The sequence below is a fragment of the Dactylosporangium sp. NPDC051087 genome, from assembly GCF_055586325.1.
Map to the genome: position 1 here is coordinate 9505 of NZ_JBVJIJ010000018.1, position 24044 is coordinate 33548.

Annotated in this window: 22 protein-coding genes and 2 pseudogenes; 18 read left to right on the top strand and 6 right to left on the bottom strand. The window is 73.5% G+C overall.

The genetic code is table 11. The features are described 5' to 3' along the window. The first annotated feature begins 1075 nt into the window (after positions 1 to 1075). Both ACZ6TV_RS31115 and ACZ6TV_RS31120 read left to right on the top strand, forming a co-directional pair. Positions 1076 to 1849, top strand: a complete 774-nt coding sequence (locus ACZ6TV_RS31115) for an MOSC domain-containing protein (protein ID WP_465300856.1) — start codon at positions 1076 to 1078, stop codon at positions 1847 to 1849. Between the two features lie 51 nt (positions 1850 to 1900). Then, positions 1901 to 2668, top strand: coding sequence for a DedA family protein (locus ACZ6TV_RS31120; RefSeq protein WP_465300857.1), 768 nt, complete (start codon positions 1901 to 1903; stop codon positions 2666 to 2668). Here the strand turns inward: ACZ6TV_RS31120 and ACZ6TV_RS31125 are convergent. Continuing rightward, positions 2573 to 2866, bottom strand: a pseudogene (locus ACZ6TV_RS31125) (PASTA domain-containing protein); the annotation flags it as partial. The gene ACZ6TV_RS31120 and the pseudogene ACZ6TV_RS31125 overlap by 96 nt on opposite strands. Before the next feature lie 44 nt (positions 2867 to 2910). Here ACZ6TV_RS31125 and steA point away from each other — a divergent pair. From steA to ACZ6TV_RS31165, 8 genes and pseudogenes are all read left to right on the top strand, one after another. Then, a complete protein-coding gene (gene steA / locus ACZ6TV_RS31130) occupies positions 2911 to 4083 on the top strand; it encodes a putative cytokinetic ring protein SteA (protein ID WP_465300858.1) in 1173 nt (390 codons plus the stop codon). Between the two features lie 31 nt (positions 4084 to 4114). Beyond that, positions 4115 to 5068 carry a copper transporter gene (locus ACZ6TV_RS31135; RefSeq protein WP_465300859.1) on the top strand — a complete coding sequence of 318 codons (954 nt, stop codon included), beginning with the start codon at positions 4115 to 4117 and terminating at the stop codon, positions 5066 to 5068. 425 nt (positions 5069 to 5493) lie between these two features. Next, positions 5494 to 6254 (top strand): annotated as a pseudogene (locus ACZ6TV_RS31140) (hypothetical protein); the annotation flags it as partial. Positions 6255 to 6478: 224 nt separating this feature from the next. Beyond that, positions 6479 to 8059, top strand: a complete 1581-nt coding sequence (murJ, locus tag ACZ6TV_RS31145; protein WP_465300860.1) for a murein biosynthesis integral membrane protein MurJ — start codon at positions 6479 to 6481, stop codon at positions 8057 to 8059. Positions 8060 to 8061: 2 nt separating this feature from the next. Then, on the top strand, positions 8062 to 9162 hold the full coding sequence (locus tag ACZ6TV_RS31150) for a glycosyltransferase family 4 protein (protein WP_465300861.1): 1101 nt from the start codon (positions 8062 to 8064) through the stop codon (positions 9160 to 9162). 25 nt (positions 9163 to 9187) lie between these two features. Then, on the top strand, positions 9188 to 11284 hold the full coding sequence (locus ACZ6TV_RS31155) for a hypothetical protein (RefSeq protein ID WP_465300862.1): 2097 nt from the start codon (positions 9188 to 9190) through the stop codon (positions 11282 to 11284). A gap of 125 nt (positions 11285 to 11409) precedes the next feature. Continuing rightward, positions 11410 to 13119: a CTP synthase gene (locus ACZ6TV_RS31160; protein WP_465300863.1), complete on the top strand. Its 1710-nt coding sequence runs from the start codon at positions 11410 to 11412 to the stop codon at positions 13117 to 13119. Between the two features lie 79 nt (positions 13120 to 13198). Further along, positions 13199 to 13783, top strand: coding sequence for an NUDIX domain-containing protein (locus ACZ6TV_RS31165; RefSeq protein WP_465300864.1), 585 nt, complete (start codon positions 13199 to 13201; stop codon positions 13781 to 13783). 571 nt (positions 13784 to 14354) lie between these two features. Here ACZ6TV_RS31165 and ACZ6TV_RS31170 read toward each other — a convergent pair. Beyond that, positions 14355 to 14840 (bottom strand): anthrone oxygenase family protein, encoded by a 486-nt coding sequence (locus tag ACZ6TV_RS31170; RefSeq protein WP_465300865.1) that lies wholly within the window; start codon positions 14838 to 14840, stop codon positions 14355 to 14357. A gap of 75 nt (positions 14841 to 14915) precedes the next feature. Here ACZ6TV_RS31170 and ACZ6TV_RS31175 point away from each other — a divergent pair, with 75 nt between their 5' ends. Further along, entirely contained in the window at positions 14916 to 15839 is a 924-nt protein-coding gene (locus tag ACZ6TV_RS31175) for an AraC family transcriptional regulator (RefSeq protein ID WP_465300866.1), read from the top strand. A gap of 1 nt (position 15840) precedes the next feature. After that, positions 15841 to 16224: a YchJ family protein gene (locus tag ACZ6TV_RS31180; RefSeq protein WP_465300867.1), complete on the top strand. Its 384-nt coding sequence runs from the start codon at positions 15841 to 15843 to the stop codon at positions 16222 to 16224. Here the strand turns inward: ACZ6TV_RS31180 and ACZ6TV_RS31185 are convergent. Continuing rightward, positions 16194 to 16772 carry a GNAT family N-acetyltransferase gene (locus ACZ6TV_RS31185; protein WP_465300868.1) on the bottom strand — a complete coding sequence of 193 codons (579 nt, stop codon included), beginning with the start codon at positions 16770 to 16772 and terminating at the stop codon, positions 16194 to 16196. The genes ACZ6TV_RS31180 and ACZ6TV_RS31185 overlap by 31 nt on opposite strands. A gap of 10 nt (positions 16773 to 16782) precedes the next feature. Continuing rightward, positions 16783 to 17187, bottom strand: a complete 405-nt coding sequence (locus ACZ6TV_RS31190; RefSeq protein WP_465300869.1) for an ATP-binding protein — start codon at positions 17185 to 17187, stop codon at positions 16783 to 16785. A 123-nt stretch (positions 17188 to 17310) separates the two neighbouring features. Between ACZ6TV_RS31190 and arfB the strand changes: the two genes are divergently transcribed. The 3 genes from arfB to ACZ6TV_RS31205 are packed head-to-tail and all read left to right on the top strand — an operon-like array spanning position 17311 to position 19114. After that, on the top strand, positions 17311 to 17736 hold the full coding sequence (gene arfB / locus ACZ6TV_RS31195; RefSeq protein ID WP_465300870.1) for an alternative ribosome rescue aminoacyl-tRNA hydrolase ArfB: 426 nt from the start codon (positions 17311 to 17313) through the stop codon (positions 17734 to 17736). An 11-nt stretch (positions 17737 to 17747) separates the two neighbouring features. Next, entirely contained in the window at positions 17748 to 18461 is a 714-nt protein-coding gene (locus tag ACZ6TV_RS31200) for an RlpA-like double-psi beta-barrel domain-containing protein (RefSeq protein WP_465300871.1), read from the top strand. Between the two features lie 17 nt (positions 18462 to 18478). Next, entirely contained in the window at positions 18479 to 19114 is a 636-nt protein-coding gene (locus ACZ6TV_RS31205) for a Rossmann-fold NAD(P)-binding domain-containing protein (protein WP_465300872.1), read from the top strand. 5 nt (positions 19115 to 19119) lie between these two features. Here ACZ6TV_RS31205 and ACZ6TV_RS31210 read toward each other — a convergent pair whose 3' ends face one another. After that, positions 19120 to 19842, bottom strand: a complete 723-nt coding sequence (locus tag ACZ6TV_RS31210; RefSeq protein WP_465300873.1) for an RICIN domain-containing protein — start codon at positions 19840 to 19842, stop codon at positions 19120 to 19122. A gap of 209 nt (positions 19843 to 20051) precedes the next feature. Between ACZ6TV_RS31210 and ald the strand changes: the two genes are divergently transcribed. Beyond that, complete coding sequence (gene ald / locus ACZ6TV_RS31215; RefSeq protein WP_465300874.1) at positions 20052 to 21167, top strand: alanine dehydrogenase; 1116 nt, start codon at positions 20052 to 20054, stop codon at positions 21165 to 21167. 2 nt (positions 21168 to 21169) lie between these two features. Beyond that, positions 21170 to 22156, top strand: coding sequence for a site-specific tyrosine recombinase XerD (locus ACZ6TV_RS31220; protein ID WP_465300875.1), 987 nt, complete (start codon positions 21170 to 21172; stop codon positions 22154 to 22156). On the opposite strand, the gene ACZ6TV_RS31225 is transcribed toward ACZ6TV_RS31220, so the two are convergent. Beyond that, complete coding sequence (locus tag ACZ6TV_RS31225; protein WP_465300876.1) at positions 22138 to 23289, bottom strand: NAD(P)/FAD-dependent oxidoreductase; 1152 nt, start codon at positions 23287 to 23289, stop codon at positions 22138 to 22140. The genes ACZ6TV_RS31220 and ACZ6TV_RS31225 overlap by 19 nt on opposite strands. A gap of 86 nt (positions 23290 to 23375) precedes the next feature. On the opposite strand from ACZ6TV_RS31225, the gene ACZ6TV_RS31230 reads away from it, so the two are divergent. Further along, complete coding sequence (locus tag ACZ6TV_RS31230) at positions 23376 to 23951, top strand: TetR/AcrR family transcriptional regulator (RefSeq protein ID WP_465300877.1); 576 nt, start codon at positions 23376 to 23378, stop codon at positions 23949 to 23951. Positions 23952 to 24044 lie beyond the last annotated feature (93 nt).

Consider the following 24044-nt stretch of genomic DNA (forward strand, 5'->3'; position numbering starts at 1 on the left):
ATCGCGCACGCGGAGGAGCTGCTGTCGGTCGCCGACCGGGAGAAGACCAACCACTGACCCGCCATCACTGACCACCGCGCCCGACGCCCCGGCGGCGCCGTCACCACCAGCGGCGTCCGGGTCGTCGAGCACACCGACAGGGCGCGGGAGCTGGCCCGGATGCTGGCCGGCCTGCCCGACTCGGACCTGGGCATCGCGCACGCGGAGGAGCTGCTGTCGGTCGCCGACCGGGAGAAGACCAACCACTGACCCGCCATCACTGACCACCGCGCCCGACGCCCCGGCGGCCCTCGAATCGGCTTCCGGGGCACGGCCGGCCGCCGCGGGCTGCCCGGGCGTGCCCGGCCCGGCTCGGTGCGGCCGGTCGAGGCTCGCCCGCTCAGACGGCCGCCGGGGATTCACCGCCGGTCGGATCGCCACTCGGTCGGACCTAGGCGTCGCGCACGCTGCCGGTCGACGGCCGGGAGCAGTCCCACCGTCGACCCGCCTGACCCGCCGCGTCGACCCCCGCCGGTCCTCGGATCGCCCCGGGCACGGCTGGCCGCCGCAGGGTTGCCTGGGCATGTCCGGCTCGGTGCGGCCGGTCGAGGCTCGCCCGCCCTGACGACTGCCGAAGACTCGCGGGCGGCCGGATCGCCACTGGATCTGAGCGTCGCGTACGTGGCCGGTCGCCGGTCGGGGTCTCGCGGGCGGCGGCGCCACTTGGGACCTGGGCGTCGCGCCCGCGGCCGGGAGCAGTCCAACCGTTGACCCGCCGCGCCGGCGCCCCGCCGGTCCTCGGATCGCCCCGGAGGCGTGGCCGGTCGGCTGCCACGGCCCGCCAGGCCGCTCGACCCGGCCGGGCGCGTCCGACCTGTTCAGCCCAGACGGTCGAGGCCCACCCGCACAGACGGCCGCCGCCGGAGCCTCCCGGGCGGCGGGATCACCGCGCCACCGGGAACCCCGAACGGCGGGATCGCCGCGCCGCTGGACGGGCCGCAGCCGGAGACGACCGGACGGCCGGATCGCCGCGCCACCGGGCGGCCCGCTGACCGGGCGGCGGGCTACCGTGGCCACGCGACGACGGGGAGGCAGTGTGCGGGTGGTGGAGGTGTGGCGGTACGCGCTGAAGTCCGCCGCGGGGGAGCGGCTCGACGCCGCTGAGGTCACCGCCGACGGACTGGCCGGTGACCGGCGGTGGGCGTGCGTGGACGGTGACGGGGTCGTCGTCAGCGCGAAGCAGCCCAGGCTCTGGGGCAGGCTGCTGCGGGTCCGGGCGGGCGGCGGCCGCGTGCACCTGCCGGACGGGAGGACCGCGGTCCTCGACGGTGGCGGGGAGGCCGCCGAGGTGCTGTCGTCGTGGCTGGGGCGGGCGGTGACCGTGACCGATGTGGTGCCGGAAGGGGCGGTGCTGCACCGGTTCTGGCCCCGGGAGGCCGGCATGATCCCATCCTGGGCGGCGGGCGCCGAGGCCGGCAGTGACGTGCTCAGCGTGATCGGCAGCGGGCGGTTCCACGACTTCGGGGCGGTGCACGTCGTCACCACCGGCGCGCTGCGGCAGCTCGCCGCGGTGCACGGGACGGCGGTCGACCACCGGCGGTTCCGGCCGAACCTCCTGCTCGACCTGCCGCGGGACCCCGCACCCGGTGAGGAGGTCACGGTCGGGGGCGTGCGGCTGCGGGTACAGGTGCCGACGCCGCGGTGTGTGGTGCCGTCGCTGGAGCCCGGCAACGGTGAGGTGATGGACGGCGGGCTGCTGCGGACCCTCGCCCGGCACTACCGGATGCCGGTGGGGCAGTTCGGGACGGCGGCGTGCTTCGGCTGGTACGCCACGGTGACGCAGACGGGACGTATCGAAACCGACGGGTGATGGTCGTTCCCGCGACGGTCGCAGTTCGGCGCGCCGGGGGACAGTCGGTCGATGCGGGACCTCGTTGAGTCGTTCGCGGCGACGCCGTGGGTGGTGCTGGTCGTGTTCGTCGTGGCGGCGCTGGACGCGGTCGTGCCGTTGTCGCCGAGCGAGTCGACGCTGATCGCGGTCTCGGTGGTGTCGGCGCAGACGGGACGGCCCGCGATCTGGCTGGTCGTCGCCGCCGCGGCGGCGGGAGCGTTCGCGGGTGACGTGGTGTCGTTCCGGATCGGGGTCAGGGCCGGGGCGGGCGTGCTGCGGCGGCTGCGGACGAGGCGGCGCGGGCTGCGGGTGTACGGCTGGGCGCAGCGCACCCTGAACAGCCGCGGCGGTCAGGTGCTCGTGTTCGCCCGGTACCTGCCGGGCGGCCGGTCGGCGTCCGCGCTGGCCGCCGGGGTGGTCGGCTACCCGGCGGCGCGCTTCCAGGCGTGGACCGCGCTCGGCGTCAGCGTCTGGGCGGCGATGGCCGGTGGCATCGGCTACGCGTGCGGGCGGTTCCTGGACGGGCGGCCCTGGCAGGCGTTGCTGCTCGCCTACGCGGGTGCGGCCGGCCTGCTCGTGGTCGCCGAGGTCCTGCGGCGGGTCACCGCGCCGGAGGCCGGCGGGCGGGTCCCGTCACGGGACGCCGACCAGCAGGTTGACCCTGGTGCCGCGCGGGGCGACGGTGAGGGGGAGGGTCGACTGCTCCAGCACGATCATGGTGCCGCCCGGGCCGACCTCGCGGATCACCCCGAGCTCGAGCCCGGCGGCCCGCAGCTCGGTGGCGGCCTCGGTGGGTGACTTCCCGGTGAGATTCGGCACCAGGGTCAGGCTGATCGACGAGAGGGTCACGGCGGCTCCTTTCCGATGCTTCCAGGGACTAGAGCAGCGCGGTGCCGTCGTGAATACGCCGAAAATGTGTCGCCTGGCTGACAGTCGTGGAGGGTGACGGGCGTCACCCCGTGCACGAAAAGCCCCCTTCCACCTGGTAGTGGACATGTCGCGCGCGGCTTTTGTCAGAGGTCCATGCCAGGATGGTTGAGATGCGACTTCCAACCTTGCGCCGCACCCGGCCCGCCGAGCCGGGTGTCATCGGTGGCGTCGTGCGGCTGGATCGGCGGACCAAACGTCTGGTGGGACGGCTGCGCCCCGGTGAGATCGCGGTCATCGACCACGTCGACCTCGACCGCGTCGCCGCCGACTCGCTCGTCGCGGCCGGCGTCGCCGCGGTGCTCAACGCGAAGCCGTCCGTGTCGGGCCGCTATCCCAACCTGGGGCCCGAGGGTCTGATCAAGGCCGGGATCCCGCTGGTGGACGACCTGGGCGAGGAGCTGTTCGAGCGGCTCCGCGAGGGTGAGCCGGTCCGGATCGACGGCGACACCGTCTATGTCGGTGACGACGCGGTCGCCAAGGGGCAGCGGCAGGACGCCGAGACGGTCGCGCTGTCCATGGCCGACGCTCGTGAGGGCCTGTCGGTGCAGCTGGAGGCGTTCGCCGCCAACACGATGGAGTATCTGAAGCAGGAGCGCGCGCTGCTGCTCGACGGCGTCGGCGTGCCAGAGGTGCAGACCGAGATCGCCGGGCGGCACTGCCTGATCGTGGTCCGCGGGTATGACTACAAGGCCGACATCGACGTCCTGCGGCCGTACATCCGGGAATACAAGCCGGTGCTCATCGGCGTCGACGGTGGCGCTGACGCGCTCGTCGAGGCCGGCTACACGCCCGACATGATCATCGGTGACATGGACTCGGTCTCCGACGACGTGCTGCGCTGCGGCGCCGAGGTCGTCGTGCACGCCTATCCCGACGGTCGGGCGCCCGGGCTGGCCCGCGTGCAGCGGCTCGGCGTCGAGGCGATCACGTTCCCGGCGGCGGCGACGAGCGAGGACATCGCGATGCTGCTCGCCGACGAGAAGGGCGCGTCGCTGCTCGTGGCGGTCGGCACCCACAACACCCTCATCGAGTTCCTCGACAAGGGTCGCGGCGGCATGGCCTCCACCTTCCTCACCCGGCTCAAGCTCGGTGGCAAGCTGGTCGACGCCAAGGGCGTCAGCCGGCTCTATCGGCAGAGCCTGTCGGGCTCGTCGCTGATCCTGCTGCTGGCCTCGGCGATCGCCGCGATGGCGGCGGCCCTGGCGGTGACGACGATCGGCCGGGCCTATCTGAGCGTCATCGCCGAGTGGTGGGACAACCTGATCTTCACGCTGTTCTCCTAGCTCCGCTGTTGCCTTCTGGACGGGACCGACCTTGATCAACTTCCGGTACCACGTGGTGTCGCTGGCCGCCGTTTTCCTGGCGCTCGCCATCGGCCTCGTCGTCGGGACCGCGGCGGCGAACGGGCCGCTCGCCGAGAACCTCAACGACCAGGTCAACAAGATCACCGACGAGAAGGAACAGTTGCGTGACGACCTGGACCAGTCGCGGTCGGAGCTGAAGAAGAACTCGGACTTCGCGACCGAGGTCGCCCCGATGCTGCTCAGCGGCAAGCTCGCCGGCCACAGCGTCCTCCTCGTCAAGTTCGAGGGCAGCGACAAGGACGTCGACACCGCCACCACGGGCATCGCCACGACGCTGCAGACCGCCGGCGCCAAGGTCACCGGCACCGTCACGATCAAGGAGCGGTTCACCGCCGCGGCCAGCGACGACACCCTGCTCGACCTCGCCGAGTCCTTCGCCCCGCCGGCGGTCAGCGGCGCCCTGCCCGCCAACGGCAAGGGCCAGGAGACCTCGGCCGCGCTGCTCGCCGCGGTCCTCGTCGCCGACAAGCCCGGCGCGCCGCCGGTCGACGGCATGCGGGCCGTCCTGTCGGCGTACGAGTCGGGCGGCTACATCGACCTCGACGGCGACCTGAAGACCCGCGCGGACGCGGTCATCGTCATCGCCGGCGCGCCCGCCAGCGGCAAGGACGCGAAGGAGCGCAACGCGGTCGCCCTGACCACCGTGTCCCGCTTCGCCCTCGCCCTGTCCGACGACATGGTGGTCGCCGGCCTGTCCGCCAACGGCCTGGTCTCCTCGGTCCGCGCCGACGCCTCCATCGCCAAGAGCGTCTCGACCGTCGACAACGCCGTCACCGCCAACGGCCAGGTCGCCGCGGTCCTCGCCCTCGTCGAGCGCATCGGCGGCAAGACCGGCCACTACGGCATCGGCAGCGGCGCCACCAGCCTCCTGCCCAAGACGGCGAGCGCGGCCAGTGGTTCGTAAGCTGCTCGCGGCCGCCGCCGGTGCCGCCGCCGCCCGGGCCGCCCTGCGCGAGCTGCGCGGCCGCCCGGCCCTCGACCGCACCAACTTCCGCGGCCGCACCGTCTCCCTCGCCGGCGGCCCCGCCCTCGCCGTCGGCGCCGCCGCCGGCGCGGTCCTGGGCGCCGCCGGCCGCTCCGGCACCCGCCCCGGCCGTGCCGAGAAGAAGCCCGCACGGGTCACGTCCCACGGGTTCACGCGGGCCGACGAGCAACACGCTTCCGGACCGGACCACGGACACGACACGTCCGACCGTGGCTCGAGCCGGGCAGGGCATGCCGCAACCGGTCGAGACGCGCCTGAGCGCGGCGGCCTCGGCTCGCGCAGGTCCCGGGGTGACGCGGGCGGCCACGACGGTCCCGCATCGGACCGGGCGGGGCGGGACGCGGCTGAGCGCGGCGGGTTCGCGTCGGGCCGGGCAGGGCGGGACACGGCCGGGCGGGACGCGGCAGAGCGCGGCGAGCCGGGTCGGGGACGACGCGGCGGGGCCGCGCGGCGGGACGGGCGCCGGAAGGACCGGTTGGACCGCAGTGGCCGCGGGCCTGCCGTCATGGGCGCGGCGGCGGTCGCCGGGCTCGGGGCCGGGGCGGTCGGGTTCTACGACGACCTGGTCGGCGGGCGGCCCGAGCATTCGGCGAAAGGGTTCCGGGGGCATCTCGGCGCGCTGCGGGAAGGCCGGGTGACCAGTGGCCTCGTGAAGATCGCCGGGGTCGGCGCCGCGGGCCTCGTGGCGGCGGCGTTGCTGCCGCGGCGGCGGGCCGTCGACGTGCTGCTCGGCGCCGGGGTCATCGCGGGGACGGCGAACCTGTTCAACCTGCTCGACCTGCGTCCGGGGCGGGCGATCAAGGCGGGGATCCTGGTCGGCGCGCCGCTCGCGGCGGGGAAGGGCGGCGGGGTCGCGGCCGGGGCGCTCGGGGCGGCCGGGGCGCTGCTCGCCGACGACCTGGGCGAGGAGATCATGCTCGGCGACGCGGGGGCGAACGCGCTCGGTGCGGTGCTCGGCACGGCGTATGTGGCACGCACCGGCACCTTCGGACGGCTCGCCGCGCTCGCGGGGCTGGTCGCGCTGACGGCGGCGAGCGAGAAGGTCAGCTTCACGGGGGTCATCGAGCGGACGCCCGCGCTGCGGGCGATCGACCACTTCGGCCGCCTGAAGCCCACGTCACCCGCCGCGATGGCCACGCCACCCGCGGTGAGCCCCGACGACATCGCCGCGGCGGCCGGAAACAGCACGCCCGAAGAGGCCCGGGAGACGCCCGGCGGCGACGCGGGTGACGGTCCGGCCGCGGTCAGGATGGCGGCGCAGGCCGAGGCCGACGCGGACGGCGCCGGCCGGGGGAAGCCGAGGCCGTCGCCGAGACCACGACGCGACGGGTGACCGGTAAGCGGCTGATCGGGGCCGCGGCGTTGGTCGCGGCGCTCACCATGCTGAGCCGGATTGCCGGATTTGCACGCATTCTGGTGTTCAACTGGTCCGTCGGGCCGACGTTCCTCGGCAACGCGTACACCGCGGCCAACACCATCCCGAACATCATCTTCGAGCTCGTCGCCGGCGGTGCCCTCGCGAGTCTCGTGGTGCCGATGCTCGCCGGGGCGGTCGCCCGGCAGGACCGGCAGGCCGTCGCGCGGACGGTGTCGGCGCTGCTCGGCTGGGTCGTCGTCCTGCTCGTCCCCGCCGCGGTCCTCGTCGCGCTGCTCGCCCGGCCGCTGGTGACGCTGCTGATGCCGGGCCAGCCGGCGGGTGCCGTCGACGCGGGCGCCGACATGCTGCGCGTGTTCGCCCCGCAGCTGCCCCTGTACGGCATCGGCATCGTGCTCACCGGGACGCTGCAGACGTACCGGCGGTTCGCCTGGCCGGTGATCGCCCCGCTGCTGTCGAGCGTGACGGTGATGACGGTGTACGTGACGTTCGGCGTGCTCGCCGGGCGCGGCGCGGACCTCGGCCAGGTCAGCACCGCCGACCTGTGGCTGCTGTCCGGCGGCACGACCCTCGCCGTCGCGGTGCTGACGCTGAGCCTGCTCGTCCCGCTGCGCCGGCTGCGGCTCACGATCCGGCCGACGCTGCGCTTCGACGTCGCCGGGATCAGCACGCTCAAGCCGCTCGTCGTCGCCGGGATCGTCACCGTCGGCAGCCAGCAGCTGGTCCTCGGGCTGGCGATCGCGTTGAGCGGCTACGCCGGTGAGGGCGCCGTCGTCGTCTACAGCCTCGCCCAGACGATCTTCCTGCTGCCGTGGGCGGTCCTCGCGGTGCCGGTGGCGACGACCGCGTACCCGGGCCTGGCGGAGGCGGGCGAGGCGAAGGACGGGCAGCGGTTCGCCGAGGTGCTCGCGCCGGCACTGCGCACGGTGCTCGTCGTGACGTGCCTCGGCGCGGCGGCGCTGGTCGTGCTCGCCGAGCCGGTCGCGGTCGTCCTCGCCGAGCTGTCGTCGAGACCGCCGGACATCGGGCAGCTCGCCGGCGGCATCACCTGGTTCGCGCCGGGACTGGTCGGCTACGGCGTGTTCGCGCTGCTGTCCCGGGCCCTGTACGCGGGCGGGAACGCCTACGCCGCCGCGTGGGCGACCGGGCTCGGCTGGGCCGTCGTCGCGGCCGCCGCCGTGCCGCTGTCCGTCGCGCTGCCGCTCGACCGGCGGGTCGCCGCGCTGGCCGCCGCCAACTCGATCGGCATGCTCGTGCTCGCCGCCGCTCTGGCGCTCACCGTCCGGGCCAGGGCCGGCGCGCCGGCCGTCGGTGGCGCAGGTCGTACCGCCGCCGCCGCCGTGACATCGGCAGCCGTCGCCGCGACCGTGGCATTGACGCTCAAAGATGTCGTCTGGGGCGGCGACACCCCAGGTGTGCCCGACGCGATCGCACAGGGCATGCTGTGCGGAGTCGCGGTGGCGGTGGTGTTCCTCGCCGGGGTGGCGGTCATGGATCGGCGGACCCTGCAGCGACTCGGACACAGGAGGAGCTGAGGGTGGGAGCCGCCCGCATCGCGTTGGTCCTGGCGTCGAGCACCGGCGGCGTCGGCCGGCACGTCGGCATGCTGGTCGACGGCCTCGTCGCGGGTGGCCACGACGTCAGCGTGCACGGGCCCGCCGCGACCGGCGAGCAGTTCGGGTTCGCCCGGCGGGGCGCCACGTTCGTCCCCGTCGAGATCCCCGCGAGTCCTCAACCGGGTGACGTCCTCGCCGTCCGGGCGTTGCGGCGTTCACTCAAAGGTGTCGACGTCATCCACGCGCACGGGTTGCGGGCCGGGTTCGTCGCCGCGCTCGCCCGGCCGGCCGGCACCCCGCTCGTCGTCACCTGGCACAACCTCGTCCTGGCGCAGGGCCTGCGCGCCAAGCTCTACCACCCCCTGGAGCGGCGGGTCGCCCGCACCGCCGACGTGACCCTCGGCGTCTCCACCGACCTCGTCGAGCGGGTCCGCGAGCTCGGCGGCCGGGACGTGCGCCTGGCGCTCGTGCCTGCCCCCGTGCTGCCGCCGCCGGCGCGCACCCGCGACGAGGTCCGCGAGGAGCTCGGCGTCGAGGAGGGCCGGCCGCTGCTGCTCGCCGTCGGCCGCCTGCACCCGCAGAAGGGGTTCGAGTCGCTCGTCGCGGCGCGCTGGTCGGCGGACGGTGACCGGCCGCAGCCGTTCGTGGCGATCGCGGGCAGCGGACCGTCCTACATGTCCCTCGCCCAGCGGATCTCCGCCGAGCACGCGCCGGTGCACCTGCTCGGCTACCGCGACGACATCCCCGACCTGCTCGCCGCCGCCGACCTGGTCGTGGTGACCAGCGTGTGGGAGGGGCAGCCGCTGTTCGTCCAGGAGACCCTGGCCGCCGGTGTACCGCTCGTCGCGACCGCCGTCGGCGGCATCCCCGAGGTGGTCGGCGACGGCGCCCGGCTGGTCGAGCCGCACGACGTGGAGGCGTTCACCGCCACCGTCGAGGAGCTCCTCGCCGACCCGGCCGCGCTGCAGGAGCTCGGCAAGCGCGGCCTGGCGAGGGCGGCGACCTGGCCGACCGAACGCGACACCCTGGAGCAGGTCGAGGCGGTGTACGCGCAGCTGCCGGGAGCTGCCGGATCGGCGTGACCCGCCGCACCCGCGGGGAGCGGTGATGCGGCAGCGGCTGCACCGTTTCACGCCGGCGCTGCTGTCCCTGTTCGTCGGGGTCCTGGCGCTGCTCGCGCTGATCCCGCGGCCCGCCGCGGAGGCCGTCCCGCCGTCCGCCGACTACGTGATCGTCGTCGGGGTCGCCGGGCTGCGCTGGGACGACGTCAACCCCACCGACACGCCGACGATGTGGCAGCTGGCCGAGCACGGCGCGATCGGGGCCCTGTCGGTGCGGTCCGCGCGGCGGGTCACCTGCGCCGGCGACGGCTGGCTCACGCTCGGCGCCGGCAACTACGCGACGTTCACGACCGGCCCGATCACCTCGACCTGCCCGCCGCTCGCCGTGACGATCTCCCCGGACGGGACCAAGACCGGCGCGTCGCTGCCCGCGCACGGCAGCGTCGTGGCGAAGAACCGGGCCCTGCACTGGGGTGCCCAGCCGGGCGCGCTCGCCGAGGGCGTGCGGTGCACCACCGCCGTCGGGCCGGGCGCCGCGATCGCCGCCGCCAGGCCGTACGGGCGGGTCGACCGGTACGCCGACACCGTCGATGAGAACCTGCTGTCCGCGTGCGCGCTGACCCTCGTCGACGCCGGCCAGATCGGCGGGGCCGACGCCGCGTCCCGCGCCATGGACGCCCGCCGCGCCGACGCCGCCCTGGCCCGGGTCATCGAGGCCCGTCCCGAACGCGCCGTCGTCGTCCTCGCCGGCCTGTCCGACCTGGACGCCAGCAGCCGCCTGCACGTCGCGATCGCGCAGGGCCCCGGCTACACCGGCGGCTGGCTCACCTCGCCGTCGACGTCGCGCCCCGGCTACGTGCAGGTCGTCGACCTCGCCCCGACCGCGCTGTCCGCCCTGGACCGGCCGATCCCCGGCAAGCTCTTCGCCGGCGGCGCCGCCACCATGGACGACGGCAGGCCGGCATCCGTCGACCAGGCCGTCGAGCGGCTCGCCGACGCCGACCGCGAGGCCAGCGTCCAGCAGCGGGTCGGGTCCACGTTCTTCACCCTGCTCGTCGTCGCCGAACTGGCGCTGTTCGTGCTGGTCGTGCCGCTGCTGCGGTGGGCCCGCCGGCCGGCGGGCCCGGTCGCGCACCCGCCCGCGCCGCGGCTCGTCGTGCGCGCCGCCGAGGTCCTGCTCATCGCCGCGTCCCTCGCCGTGCCGGCCGCGCTGGTCGCGGACCTGCTGCCGTGGTGGCGGTGGTCGTCGCCGGGGCTCGGGTTCGGCGGGGTGACCCTCGCCGCGCTCGCCGTCGCCACCGCCGTCATCGCCCTCACGTCCTCGCGCAGCCGCGCCAACGCGCCGCTCGGCGGGGTCGCCGCCGTCGCCGCGCTCGCCGTCGCCCTGGACGTGCTCACCGGCGCGCGCCTGCAGCTCAACGGCGTCGCCGGCTACTCCGCGGCCGCCGGTGGGCGGTACGCGGGTGTCGGCGTCATCGGCCTGGGCATCCTCGTCACCGGGGTCCTCCTGGGCGGTGCCAGCCTCGCGCAACGCTTCGAGCGGCGGTGGCGGCCGTTCGTCATGGCCGTCGTCGGCGCCGCCGGGCTCGTCGTCATCGGCAGCCCGTACCTCGGTGCCGACGCCTCCGGGGCGGTCGCCCTCACCGCCGGGGTCTGCGCCGCCGCCGCGATGGCCGTCGGCGGCTGGCTGACGTTCACCAGGCTCAGCTGGGCGGTCGTCGCCGCGCTGACCGTCACCGCCGGGATCGGCGTGCTCGACCTGTTCCGCCCCGACGACCAGCGCAGCAGCGTCGGCCGGCTCCTCATGCGGACCCAGGACGGCACCGCCGGCTACATCGCCCGGCGGATCGGCGAGGCGAACGTGGTGACGACCGTCACCAGCCCGCTGACGATCCTGGTCGTCGGCACGGTCCTCTACGCGACGTTCGTGCTGCTGCGCGACTGGGGCGGCTTCCGCCGGCTGCTCGGCGTCTTCCCGCCGGTCCGCGGCGCGCTCGCCGGGTTGGTGCTGGCCAGCCTGCTCGCCGGGGTCGTGGAGGGCGTGTCGCTCAACGTCCTCGGCGCCGCGCTCGCGACCGCCGCGCCATTGACCGTCCTCGCGTGTCTGCGCGTGCTCGACCACGCCGACGACCGCACCCGCTAGGTGCCCGCCGGGCGTCTGCCGGATGTCCGCGGGGCGGCTTTCGCGCGTCTGCCGGGCGTCCCACCGCTTGAGCGGCGCGGAGTGTCTGAGGCGGGGCCGTTCACCTGCTGTTAGGCTGAACTCCCGTGGATCGCTCTTCGACACGGACCGGTGCGAGCCGGCAGGCTAAGCACATCTTCGTCACCGGGGGCGTCGCCTCCTCACTCGGCAAGGGTCTGACCGGCTCCAGCCTCGGCAGTCTCCTCAGCGCCCGCGGACTGCGGGTCGTCATGCAGAAGCTGGACCCGTATCTCAACGTCGACCCCGGGACCATGAACCCGTTCCAGCACGGCGAGGTGTTCGTCACCGAGGACGGCGCCGAGACCGACCTCGACATCGGTCACTACGAGCGGTTCCTCGACCAGGACCTGTCCCGCAACGCCAACGTCACCACCGGCCAGATCTACTCCGCCGTCATCGCCAAGGAGCGGCGCGGCGAGTATCTCGGCGACACCGTCCAGGTCATCCCGCACGTCACCAACGAGATCAAGGCCCGCATCCGGGCGATGTCCGCGCCCGACGCGGACGGCGTCGCACCGGACGTCATCATCACCGAGGTCGGCGGGACCGTCGGCGACATCGAGTCGCTGCCGTTCCTCGAGGCGATCCGCCAGGTCCGCCACGACATCGGCCGCGACAACTGCTTCTTCCTGCACGTCTCCCTGGTGCCGTACCTCGCGCCCAGCGGCGAGCTGAAGACCAAACCGACCCAGCACTCCGTCGCCGCCCTGCGCAGCATCGGCATCCAGCCCGACGCGCTCGTCTGCCGCTCCGACCGGCAGATCCCGGAGAAGACCAAGAACAAGCTGGCGCTGTACTGCGACGTCGACGCCGAAGCGGTCGTGTCCGCGCCCGACGCGCCCAGCATCTACGACATCCCGCGGGTCCTGCACGAGGAGGGCCTCGACGCGTACGTCGTGCGCCGCCTCGGCCTGTCCTTCCGCGACGTGGCGTGGAAGAAGTGGGACGACCTCCTCGAGCGGGTCCACCACCCCCGCCAGACGGTCACCGTCGCGATCGTCGGCAAGTACGTCGACCTGCCCGACGCGTACCTGTCGGTCACCGAGGCCGTCCGCGCCGCCGGCTTCGCGCACCGCGCCCGCGTCGAGATCCGCTGGGTGCCCAGCGACGCCTGCACCACCCCGGCGAGCGCCGCCCAGGCCCTCGCCGGCGTCGACGGTGTCGTCATCCCCGGCGGCTTCGGCGTCCGCGGCATCGAAGGCAAGATCGGCGCCGCGCAGTACACCCGCGAGCGCGGCATCCCGACCCTCGGCCTGTGCCTCGGCCTGCAGTGCATGACGATCGAGGTGCTGCGCAACGTCGCCGGCCTCGAGGGCGCCAACTCCCTGGAGTTCGACGGCGACGCCACCGACCCGGTCATCTCCACCATGGCCGACCAGGAGGACATCGTCGCCGGCAAGGGCGACCTCGGCGGCACGATGCGCCTCGGCGCCTACCCGGCGGTCCTCGCCCCCGGCACGCTCACCGCCGAGGCGTACGGCGCGCCGGAGGTGTCGGAGCGGCACCGCCACCGGTACGAGGTGAACAACGCCTACCGCGAGGCCATGACCTCCGCCGGCCTGCTCATCTCCGGCACGTCCCCCGACGGCCGGCTCGTCGAGTTCGTCGAACTGGACCGGGAGCGGCACCCGTTCTTCGTCGCCACCCAGGCCCACCCCGAGCTCAAGAGCCGCCCGACGCGCGCGCACCCGCTGTTCGCCGCGTTCGTGGGCGCGGCGGTCGCCTACAACGCCGCCGACCGCCTCCCCGTCGAGCTGGAAACCGTCGACGCGTGAGCGGTCCGGAGCGCAGCGTAGAGACTGCTCACCATGGGCTCAGCTTGAGCCGTCGCCGGAGCGAAGCGGAGGGGACGGCATGACCTACGAGGTCCTTTCGCACACCGAACGGCTGCGTAACAAGGTCTTCGCCATCTTCACCGACGACGTCGTCATGCCCGGCGGCGGGACCGCGCTGCGGGACTACATGGTGCACGTGGGTGCGGTCGGGGTGGTCGCGGTCGACACCGACGGCCGGGTCGCGCTGGTCCGCCAGTACCGGCCCGCCGTGCGGCAGGTCCTGTGGGAGCTTCCCGCAGGCCTCGTCGACGTGGAAGGCGAGCCGCTCGTCGACGCGGCCGCGCGGGAGCTCGCCGAGGAGGTCGACCTCGCCGCCGCGACCTGGGACCTTCTCGCCGAGGTGCATCCGTCGCCGGGGTGCTCCAACGAGAAGATCCGGCTCTTCCTCGCCCGGGACATCACGCCGGTACCGGAGGGGGACCGCCACGCTCGTACCCACGAGGAGGCGGAGATGGAGCTGCACTGGATCGACCTCGATGTGGCTGTGGGTATGGCCTTGAGCGGTGAGGTCACCAACGCGGCGTGCATGGTTGGCATCCTGGGCGCTGCCCATGCCCGCGCTCGTGACTGGTCGACGCTCCGCCCGGCGGCCTCCGCGACCTGACGGGTAACGGGCCTGGTCGCGCTTACCTTTTCGCGACCGGGCCCGTGTCGCGGGGGGCGCTTTCTGTCGTCCTGCCCGTGTGTGGGCGGCGATTCGCTGGGCCGATGGTTCCGCGCAGCCTTCGGCCACGCGTATGGGGTGGCGTGGTCACCCTGAGTGCCGTGCCTGAGGTGACCTCCGCACCTCCGCGCCCACCCTGCCACCGCCGTCGAGGTACCTATGTCGTGGCGCACCACCGCCCGTGGTGCAAAGCGAAGACCAATCCAAGGTTTTCGTACCGAAAACCCACGACGGCGGCGCGCGGACATGGACCGTTCAGCCCACCATGTGTTTTGAGGCCGGCGACGGCGGCGCGCCACAACATAGGTACCTCGACGGCGGGAACCATGTGTGGACGGCGGCGCGGAGGTCACCTCAGGCACGGCAGCCACCGCAACCACGCCACCCGTACGCGTGGCCGGAGGCTGCGCGGAACCATCGGCCCAGCGATCGGCCGCCCCCACACGGGCTGGGGAACAGTAAGCGTCCCTGCGACAAGCCCCGCGGATCCGGAAACCGAAGCCCCGGACCATCAGTGCCGCAGCAGCGCGACCGCCAGGCAGAGCAGGGCACCGGCCGAGGACACCGTCCGGACCGTGTTCCAGCGGTTCCAGGTGTCCTCGAAGACCGCGCGCACCGAGGCCAGGTCAGGGATCGAGGCGACCGGACCCGCCGCGTCGAGCTGGTTGTTCAGCGGGACGTTCACCGCTGCCGTGGCGGCGAACACGATGGCGTACAGCACCGTCGCCGCGATGAGCCACGGCAGCATCGGCCGGTGGGCGCCGCCGAGGTGGAGCAGGACCGCGGCGACGGCGGCGAGGAGAGCGCCGACGTACGCGGTGAGGAACCAGCCGTTGAGGATGGCGGTGTTGATCTTCTGCATGACGTCGACGAAGGTGCGGTCGTCGACGCGGCGCAGGGCGAGCATGACCGAGGTGGAGTAGGCGAAGAAGACGCCCGCGGACAGGCCGACGAAGAGGGTCGCCGTGGCGAGGACGGCGCTGCGCAACTGTTCCATGCGGATGAGTCAATCGCGGGCGGCGCAGACGCGCCATGGTCGAGCATCGCCGATGCATGTGTCATCGTCTACGGCGTGGATGCGTTGACGGCGTTGCTCGACGGGCCGCGGGCGAGGGGCGCGTTTCTGCTGCGGTCGGTGATGAGGCCGCCGTGGTCGCTGCGGATCCGGGACGAGGCCGCGCTGGCGCTGGTGGCGATGGTCCGGGGCGAAGCCACGTACATCCCCGACGACGGGGACGTCCGCAGCATCGGTCCCGGGGACGTGATGGTCATCCGCGGGCCGGGGCATTACACGGTCGCCGACCCGCCGGGCACCGCGCCGCAGATCGTCATCCATCCCGGGCAGCGGTGCACGACCCCCGACGGCCGGGATCTCGCCGAGGTGATGCATCTGGGGGTGCGCACGTGGGGCACCGACGCCGACGGCCCGACGCTCGTCATCACCGGGGCATACGAGCTGGCCGGCGAGGTCGGCCGGCGGCTGCTCGGCGCGTTGCCGGACGCGATCGTGGTGCGGGAGGAGGGGCCGCTCGTCGCGCTGCTCGCCGCCGAGATCGCCAAGGACCGGCCGGGGCAGGAGGCGGTCCTGGACCGGCTGCTCGACCTGATGCTCATCTCCGCGATCAGGGCCTGGCTGGACGGGGCCGGGGACGGGGCGCCGGGCTGGTACCGGGCCCAGGCCGACCCGGTCGTCGGGCCCGCGTTGCAGCTGCTGCACCACAACCCGGCGCACCCGTGGACGGTCGCCGCGCTCGCCGAGAAGGTGGGCGTGTCCCGGGCGTTGCTGGCGCGGCGGTTCGCCGACGTCGTGGGGGAGCCGCCGATGGCGTATCTGGCGGGGTGGCGCCTGGCGCTCGCCGCCGACCTGCTGCTTGAGCCCGGTGCGACCCTCGGCGCGGTCGCGCGGCGGGTGGGTTACGGGGGTGCTTTCGCGTTGAGCGCCGCGTTCAAGCGTGTCCGCGGTGTGAGCCCGCAGCAGCATCGTGGACAATCCTGACATGTCACTCTGCCCGTGCGGGCTCGGCGAGCCCTATGACGACTGCTGCGGACGCTTCCACCGGGGCACCGAGGCGCCGCCGAGCGCCGAGCTGCTCATGCGGGCCCGGTACAGCGCCTATGTGGTCGGCGACCGCGACTTCCTGCTGCGCACCTGGCACGAGAAGACCCGGCCGCGGATGCTGACGGTCGAGGACGGGCAGCACTGGAAGGGCCTGTACATCCTGGCGCGCACCGGCGGCGGGCTGTTCGACAGCGAGGGCACGGTCGAGTTCAGGGCGCGCTACGAGGCGGACGGCAAGCCGGGCGTGATGCACGACACGAGCAGGTTCGTGAAGGAGGACGGGGTCTGGCTCTATTTGGACGAGACGGTCGACGAGGTCTGACGGGCCCGCCACTCACGGTCGAGCATCGCGTAGACGTACTGGTCGCCGAACTCGCCCTTGAACAGCTCGTCCTCGACGAAGTGCGCCTCGCGGCGCATCCCGAGCCGGGACAGCAGCTGCCACGAGGGCACGTTGCGGGTGTCGCACTTGCCGCAGATGCGGTGCAGGCCGAGGTCCTCGAAGCCGAGCCGCAGCATCGCCTCCGACGCCTCGCGGGCGTAGCCGCGGCCCTGGAAGTCGGGGTGCAGGACGAACCCGAGCTCGCCCTGGCGGCTCAGGGCGCTGTCCCACTTCAGCACGACCTGGCCGATGACCCGGCCGTCGAGGTCCATGGCGAGGACCAGCCACTGGCCCTCCTCGGTGAGCGCGTCCTGGGCGATCCGGTTCTTCAGCGACGCCCGGGTCATCTCCTCGTCGTGGACGTCCCAGTAGAGATACCGCACGACGTCGGGATCGCCGGTGAGGGCGTGCAGGTCGGCGAAGTCGCCCTCGGTGAACGGGCGCAGGATCAGCCGGCCGGTCCGGATGGGGTAGGAGGGGCGCAGCACGTTCAGGATGCTAACCCGCCAAAGCGCTCCGGAGCGTGACAATTGTGCCGGCCGCCGTCGACTGCACCGTGACCTCGTCGACGAGGTGCCTGGCCAGCCAGAGGCCGCGGCCGCTGACCGCGTTGCTCGGCGGGAGCGCCCGGCCGTCGAGCCGCTCGGCGGGGATGCCGGAGCCCTTGTCGGTGACCTCGCACAGCAGGGTGCCGTCGAGGGTCCACAGCCGCACCGCACCGCGCCCGCCGGCGTGGCGGACCGCGTTGGTGACGATCTCGTTGACCGCCAGGACGAAGTCCTCGAGCCGTTGCCCGAGCAGGCCGACGGCGGCGGCCGCCCGGCTCACGGCGTGCCGCACCGGGGTGATCTGATCAGCGTCGAACTCCTCGACCAGCAGCGCCGTCTCGACGGCCTCAGCCACGGTGTCACCTTTCCGCTGCGTTTCCGCTGCGACCAAGCCGAGAGTACCCCGCGCCGATCCGAAACAACCGGGGAAGTCACCCTGGAGTGCAAGATGCAGACCGTCACCCGCATCCTTGACGACGTGGACGACGACTTGCGGATCACCGACGACATTGCACTGCCGCGGGCTGAGCTGGGCTGGAGGTTCAGCCGGTCCGGCGGGCCCGGCGGGCAGTCGGTGAACACCACCGACTCCCGGGTCGAGCTGCGGTTCGACCTGGCCGCCACGCAGGCGCTGCCGGAGCCGCTGAAGGAGCGCGCCCTGGCGCGGCTCGGCAACCGGCTCGTCGACGGTGTCCTGTCGATCGTCGCGTCCGAGCACCGCTCGCAGCTGCAGAACCGGCGGGCCGCGGAGGAGCGCCTGGTGGCGGTCATCACGCAGGCGATCGCGCCGCCGCCGCGGCCACGCAAACGGACAAAGCCGTCGAAGGGTGCGATCGAGCGGCGGCTGACGGACAAGCGCCGCACCGCGCTGCGGAAACAGGAGCGGCGGCGCCCCCAGGATTAGAAGATCATGGTGTGGTACGAGCACTGTTCCTGGTCGTGACGCTGCTGGCGGCGTGCTCGTCCGGCCCGGCACCGTCGCAGCCGGCGGCGGAGGAGACGCCGGGACACCCACCGCAGACCGGCGCCCTGCCCGGAATCTCCGAGATGTCGGAGCTGCCGGAGCTGCCGGCGCTGCCGGCGACCCCGGTGACGTCGACGGGGTGGGAGGTCACCGTCTACTACACGGCGGTCGAGAACCTGCACCAGGGCGGGACGCAGCAGGTCACCGGGTGCCCGAGCATCGACTGCCAGAAGAACCGCAACCAGCGCGACCTCGGCACGTTCAAGTCGTCGTTCGTGAAGGCCGTCAAGGACGAGGGCACCGGGAAGACCACCGACGGGCGGTACCTCAACTGGTCCTACGACACCGGGTACTGGATGGACACCGCCCCCCGCGACACCGCCGGCCGCCCGCTCGTCCCGTGGGTGTCCGCCGCCGCCGACGGTGACGTGCTGCGCGCCGGTGCCCGCTTCAGCGTCCAGCGGTGCGGCACCGCCGAGGTCACCGCCGCCGTCTGCGCCCGGCTCAAGACGCCGACGTGGACGATCGTCGACGAGTTCACGCCCGGCATGGGCGGCTCGAAACACGTCGACGTCTACGTCGGCGAGGAGACCGGCGCCGACTTCACCGGCTCCGACCTGTACACCACCCTCGAAGGCGCCACCCTGTCCGTACTGCGGCCGTGAAGGGCATGATGTCGGGCATGAAGGTCATCGTCTTCGGGGCCACCGGCATGGTCGGCAAGGGCGTGCTGCGCGAGTGCCTCCTGGCGCAGGACGTCACCGAGGTCCTCGTCGTGGGCCGCAGCGCCACCGGCCAGCAGCACCCGAAGCTGCGCGAGGTCACCCACACCGACTTCACGGACTTCACCGGCGTCGACCTCACCGGCTACGACGCCTGCTTCTTCTGCCTCGGCGTCTCCTCCGTCGGCATGTCCGAGGAGGTGTACCGGCGGATCACCGTCGACTACACCCTCGCCGCCGCGCGCGCCGTGTCACCCGGCTCGGTCTTCGTCTACGTGTCCGGCGCCGGCACCGGCAGCGGCCGCAAGGCCAAGTGGGCCCAGGTGAAGGGCGCCGTCGAGGACAGCCTGCTCGCCATGGACCTGCGCGCCTACATGTTCCGGCCCGGCTTCATCCAGCCGATACACGGCGCCGTGTCGAAGGTCCGCCTGTTCCGGGTGATGTACACGGTCCTGCGCCCGGTGACCGCCGGTCTCGTCCGCTTCGCCCCCGGCATCGCCACGACCACCCAGCAGATCGGCCTGGCCATGCTGCGCGTCGCCCGCGAGGGCGGCACCAAGCACGTCCTGGAGTCCCGCGACATCGCCGCCATGTAGGACGGTCAGGTCGGCAGCTGCCAGCGCTGGTTGGGGGAGCCGTCGCAGTCCCACTGGCGGGCGGCGGCACCCGGAGCCGGGCTGCCGGAGTCGACACCGATGCAGCGGCCGCTGTTGATGCTGACGAAGCGGAAGCCGTCGCCGTCGCGCTGCAGCTTCCACTGCTGGTTGGGGCCGCCGTGGCAGTCCCACTGCAGGACCTGGGCGCCGTTGTCCTTCGAGCCGCCGTTGACGTCGAGACAACGGTTGTCCTTGGTGTTGACGAACGCGAACACGTCCTGCGTGCCGGCCACCGACTGCGGCATCCACACCTGCGTGGGGTTGTTGTCGCACGGCATCTGGGTGGCGATGCCGCCGTTGCCCTCCTGCGCCTGCATGCACAGGCCGGAGTGCGACGCGCGCAGCAGCGTCGGCTTCGCCGGGATCAGCGCCGCCGGCGGGGTCGGCGACGGGGGCGCGCTCGACGGCGGCGGCGGGGGAGCGGCGCTCGACGCGGCCTGCGACGACGGCTGCTCCGCGGGAGCCGCGCTCAGCCGCTCGGCGGCGCTCGGCGTGCCGTCACCGTCACCGCCGCCCTGGAACGCGAAGACCAGCCCGAGGACCAGCGCCACGACGAGGAACCCGGCCGCGCCGAAGAGCAGCGGGTCAGGCTTGATGCGCGGCGGCGGCGCGGCGGGCCCACCGGGCGCCCCGGGCGAGGTCGGGCGGGGTCCGCCGTAGACGGTCATGGCCGCACAGCATAGATCAACCACCCGGCCGTGTTCGCTCGGCTTCCGGATGGGTTTCACCGGCGGCCGTACCGGAGAAAGCAACACTGTGTCAATCCGGCTGCGGAGGAGTTCACAGTGTGCTGGCTTCGCCGGCCTCCCGGGCGCCATAGACTGCCGCTGGTACACGCAGCGTCACCGTCGTCGCTGGTGGAGAGGGGTCACGGAACGTGAAGGTCGCAGTCCCACGCGAGGTCAAGAACCACGAGTACCGGGTGGCGATCACCCCGGCGGGAGTCCACGAGCTCGCCGCGAACGGGCACGAGGTCCTCATCGAGGCCGGCGCCGGTGACGGATCGTCGATCACCGACCAGGAGTTCCGTGAGGCCGGCGCGCAGATCCTGCCGACCGCCGACGACACCTGGGCCGCCGGCGACCTGGTCCTCAAGGTCAAGGAGCCGATCGCCGAGGAGTACCACCGCATGCGTGAGGGGCAGGTCCTCTTCACGTACCTGCACCTGGCCGCCTCCAAGCCGTGCACCGACGCGCTCGTCGACCGCAAGGTCACCGGCATCGCCTACGAGACCGTCGAGCTCGCCGACCGGTCGCTGCCGCTGCTGGCCCCCATGTCGGAGGTCGCCGGGCGGCTCGCCCCGCAGGTCGGCGCATACCACCTGATGCGCGCCGGTGGCGGCCGCGGGGTCCTGCTCGGCGGGGTCTCCGGCGTGTACGCGGCGAAGGTCGTCGTCATCGGCGCCGGCGTCTCCGGGCTCAACGCCGCCGCGATCGCCCTCGGCATGCAGGCCGAGGTCCTGCTGCTGGACAAGAACATCTCCCGGCTGCGCGGCGCCGACGCCATCTACCAGGGGCACCTGCAGACGGTCGCGTCCAACAGCTACGAGATCGAACGCGCCGTCCTCGACGCCGACCTGGTCATCGGCGCGGTGCTGGTACCCGGCGCGAAGGCCCCGAAGCTCATCACCAACGACCTGGTGAAGCGGATGAAGCCCGGCAGCGTCCTCGTCGACATCTCGATCGACCAGGGCGGCTGCTTCGAGGACTCCCGCCCCACCACGCACGCCGACCCGACCTACCGGGTCCACGACTCGATCTTCTACTGCGTCGCGAACATGCCCGGCGCGGTCCCGCACACCAGCACGTACGCGCTGACCAACGTCACCCTGCCGTACGTGGTGGAGCTGGCGAACCGGGGCTGGCGGGACGCGCTGCGCCGGGACCCGGCCCTCGCGCTCGGGCTCAACACCCACGCCGGGCACGTGACCTACGGGCCGGTCGCCGAGGCGCACGGGATGGCCCACCTCGCGCTGGCGGACGTGCTGGCCTAGCGGTGACCTCACAGCCGGCGGACACCGCCGCGGCCCACTTCCAGGCCGCGGCGGCCGCCGGGCTGCGCAAGTCCGTCGAGGTGTACCTGGACCACCTGACCGTCGAGCGGGCACTGGCGGAGAACACGCTCGCGTCGTACCGGCGCGACCTCGACCGCTACGTCGAATGGCTCGCCGCCGGCGGCATCGGCGACCTCGCCGACGTCCGGGCGCGGGACATCGCCGGTCACGTGGCCGCGCTGCGGGCCGGCGACGAGGACCACCCGCCGCTGTCGGCGTCGTCGGCGGCCCGGGCCGCGAGCGCCGTGCGCGGGCTGCACCGCTTCCAGCTCCTCGAGGGGCTCGCGCCGACCGACCCGTCACGCGACGTGAAACCACCGTCGCTGCCGAAGCGGCTGCCGAAGGCCCTCGACGTCGACCAGGTGTCCCGGCTGCTCGCCACCGCCGCCGACGCCGGCCCCCTCGGGCTGCGCGACCAGGCGCTGCTGGAGTTCCTGTACGGCACCGGCGCCCGCATCTCCGAGGCCGTCGGCATCGCCGTGGACGACCTCGACCTCACCGGCTCGCACGGCATGGTCCTGCTGCGCGGCAAGGGCGGCAAGACCCGGCTCGTGCCGATGGGCAGCTACGCCCGCACCGCCATGGACGTGTACCTCGTCCGGGCCCGGCCCACGCTGGTGACGAGAGGGACCGGCGTGCCTACCGTGTTCCTCAACGCCCGCGGCGGCGCGCTGTCGCGGCAGAGCGCGTGGACGATCCTGCGCAAGGCCGCCGTCCGCGCCGGGCTGCCCGTCGACGGCCCGCACGGCGTGTCACCGCACACGCTGCGGCACTCGTTCGCCACGCACCTGCTCGACGGCGGCGCCGACATCAGGGTCGTGCAGGAGCTGCTCGGGCACGCGTCGGTGACCACGACGCAGGTCTACACCCTCGTCACCGTCGACAAGCTCCGCGAGGTCTACGCGACCGCTCACCCGCGGGCCCGCTGAGCGAGGATCCGCAGGACGTTGCCGGGGCTGCGGAACGTCCTCACCGGCACGGTGCCGGCGAACACGCCGAGGAACTGCGCCGTGCTCTCCTCCCGGCGGGCGACGGCCCTGAGCAGCGCGGCGGTGATCCCCGTCGCCGGTCGCAGCCGGGCCAGCCCCGTGGTCACGCCGAAGATCTCCCGGCGGGCCTCGTCCCTGCGGCGCTGGTAGTCGCCCCTGCCCTGGACGATCGCGTCGGCGAGCAGCTCGGCGTCGGCCAGGGCGTTGCCGATGCCCTGGGCGGTCACCGGATCCATGACCAGCCCCGCGTCGCCGGCCAGGAACCAGCCCGGGCCCTGCGCCCGGCGGACGACGTTGGGCAGGTCGACGGTGGTGCGCAGGCGCTCGACCCGCCGGCCGGCCCTGACCCGCTCGCCGAGGTCGCCGCAGCCGTCGACGGTGCGCAGCAGGTTCCCCTCGATGTCCGCGCGCCAGGCGTCGAACTGCGCTCTGGGCGCCGCCGCGTACACCATCGTGAGGCCGTCGTTGGTGGGGAACGCGGCGACGGCCCGGCCGGGGCGGTGGTAGAGCTCGCCGACGGGCATGTCGACGCCCTCCCAGTAGGAGTAGCTGGCGACGGTGCTCGGGGCGGCCTCCCGCAGGACCGTGGCGCCGACCTCCTTCGCGACCAGCGAGTGCTTCCCGTCGGCGCCGACGACGACCGGCGCGCGGAGCGTCTCGCCGGCGCGCCCGCGGATGCCCGCCACGCGGCCCCCGTCGTCGATCACGCCCGCGACGTGGAAGCCCTCCCGCACCTCGGCGCCGGCGTCGCGGGCGGCGTCGACCAGGATCTTGTCCAGGACGGTCCGCCGGGGGCTGCACAGGAAACCGTCCGGGTAGCGGCCTTTGATGACGGTCCCGGAGATGTCGAACCTGACGCTTCCGGTCACCGGTGTACCGGCGGCGAGCAGCGCGTCGAGCAGCCCCCAGCGCTGCAGGCGCCGCACGCCGGCCGGCTGGATCTGGTGCGTGGACAGGGTGTCGCTCGGGAACCGGGCCCGGTCGACCACCAGGACCTTCACGCCGCGCCGGGCCAGGAGCAGGCCGGTCGCGGCACCCGCCGGCCGCGCGCCGACCACGATGACGTCGTACACCCATCTATGCCAACACGTGTTGACTAGAATGTCAACGCTTGTTGGCCTACAGTTGTGGGCATGCGTTTTGGCCTACGGTTGCGGGCATGACCTCGACGCCGCCACCGCGCCGGTCCGACACCACCCGCGCGGAGATCCTCCGCGCGGCCCGCGCCCGGTTCGCCGCCGACGGCTACCAGCGGGCCACCATCCGCGCAATCGCCGCCGACGCCGGCATCGACCCGTCGATGGTCATGCGCTACTACGGCAACAAGGCCCAGCTCTTCGCCGCCGCCGTCGACGTCCACCTGCACCTGCCAGACGCCGCCGGCATCCCGCGCGACAAACTCGGCGAGACCCTCGTCGTCCACTTCATCAAACGCTGGGAAGGCGACCCGACCGACGACGCCCTGCTGACCCTGCTGCGCTCCGCCGCCACCGACGACGACGCCGCCTCCCGGCTGCGCGAGATCTTCGCCGCGCAGGTCGCCCCGGTCGCGCTCGCCGTGTGCCCCGACCCCGCGGAGGCCGCGCTGCGCGCCGGGCTGGTCGCCACCCAGATGCTCGGCCTCGCCTTCTGCCGCCAGATCCTGCGCCTCACCCCGGTCGTCGCCGCCACCCCAGACCTGCTGGTGATCCACGTGGGGGAGACGGTGCAGCGGTATCTCACCGGACGGCTGTGAACCGTGTTACCGTGGGCGCATGCGTTTCTGAGCCCACCAACGCCGCGCGTGCCGCCGCGACCCTTCGCCGGGTCTGCCAGCGGCCCCCGTTGT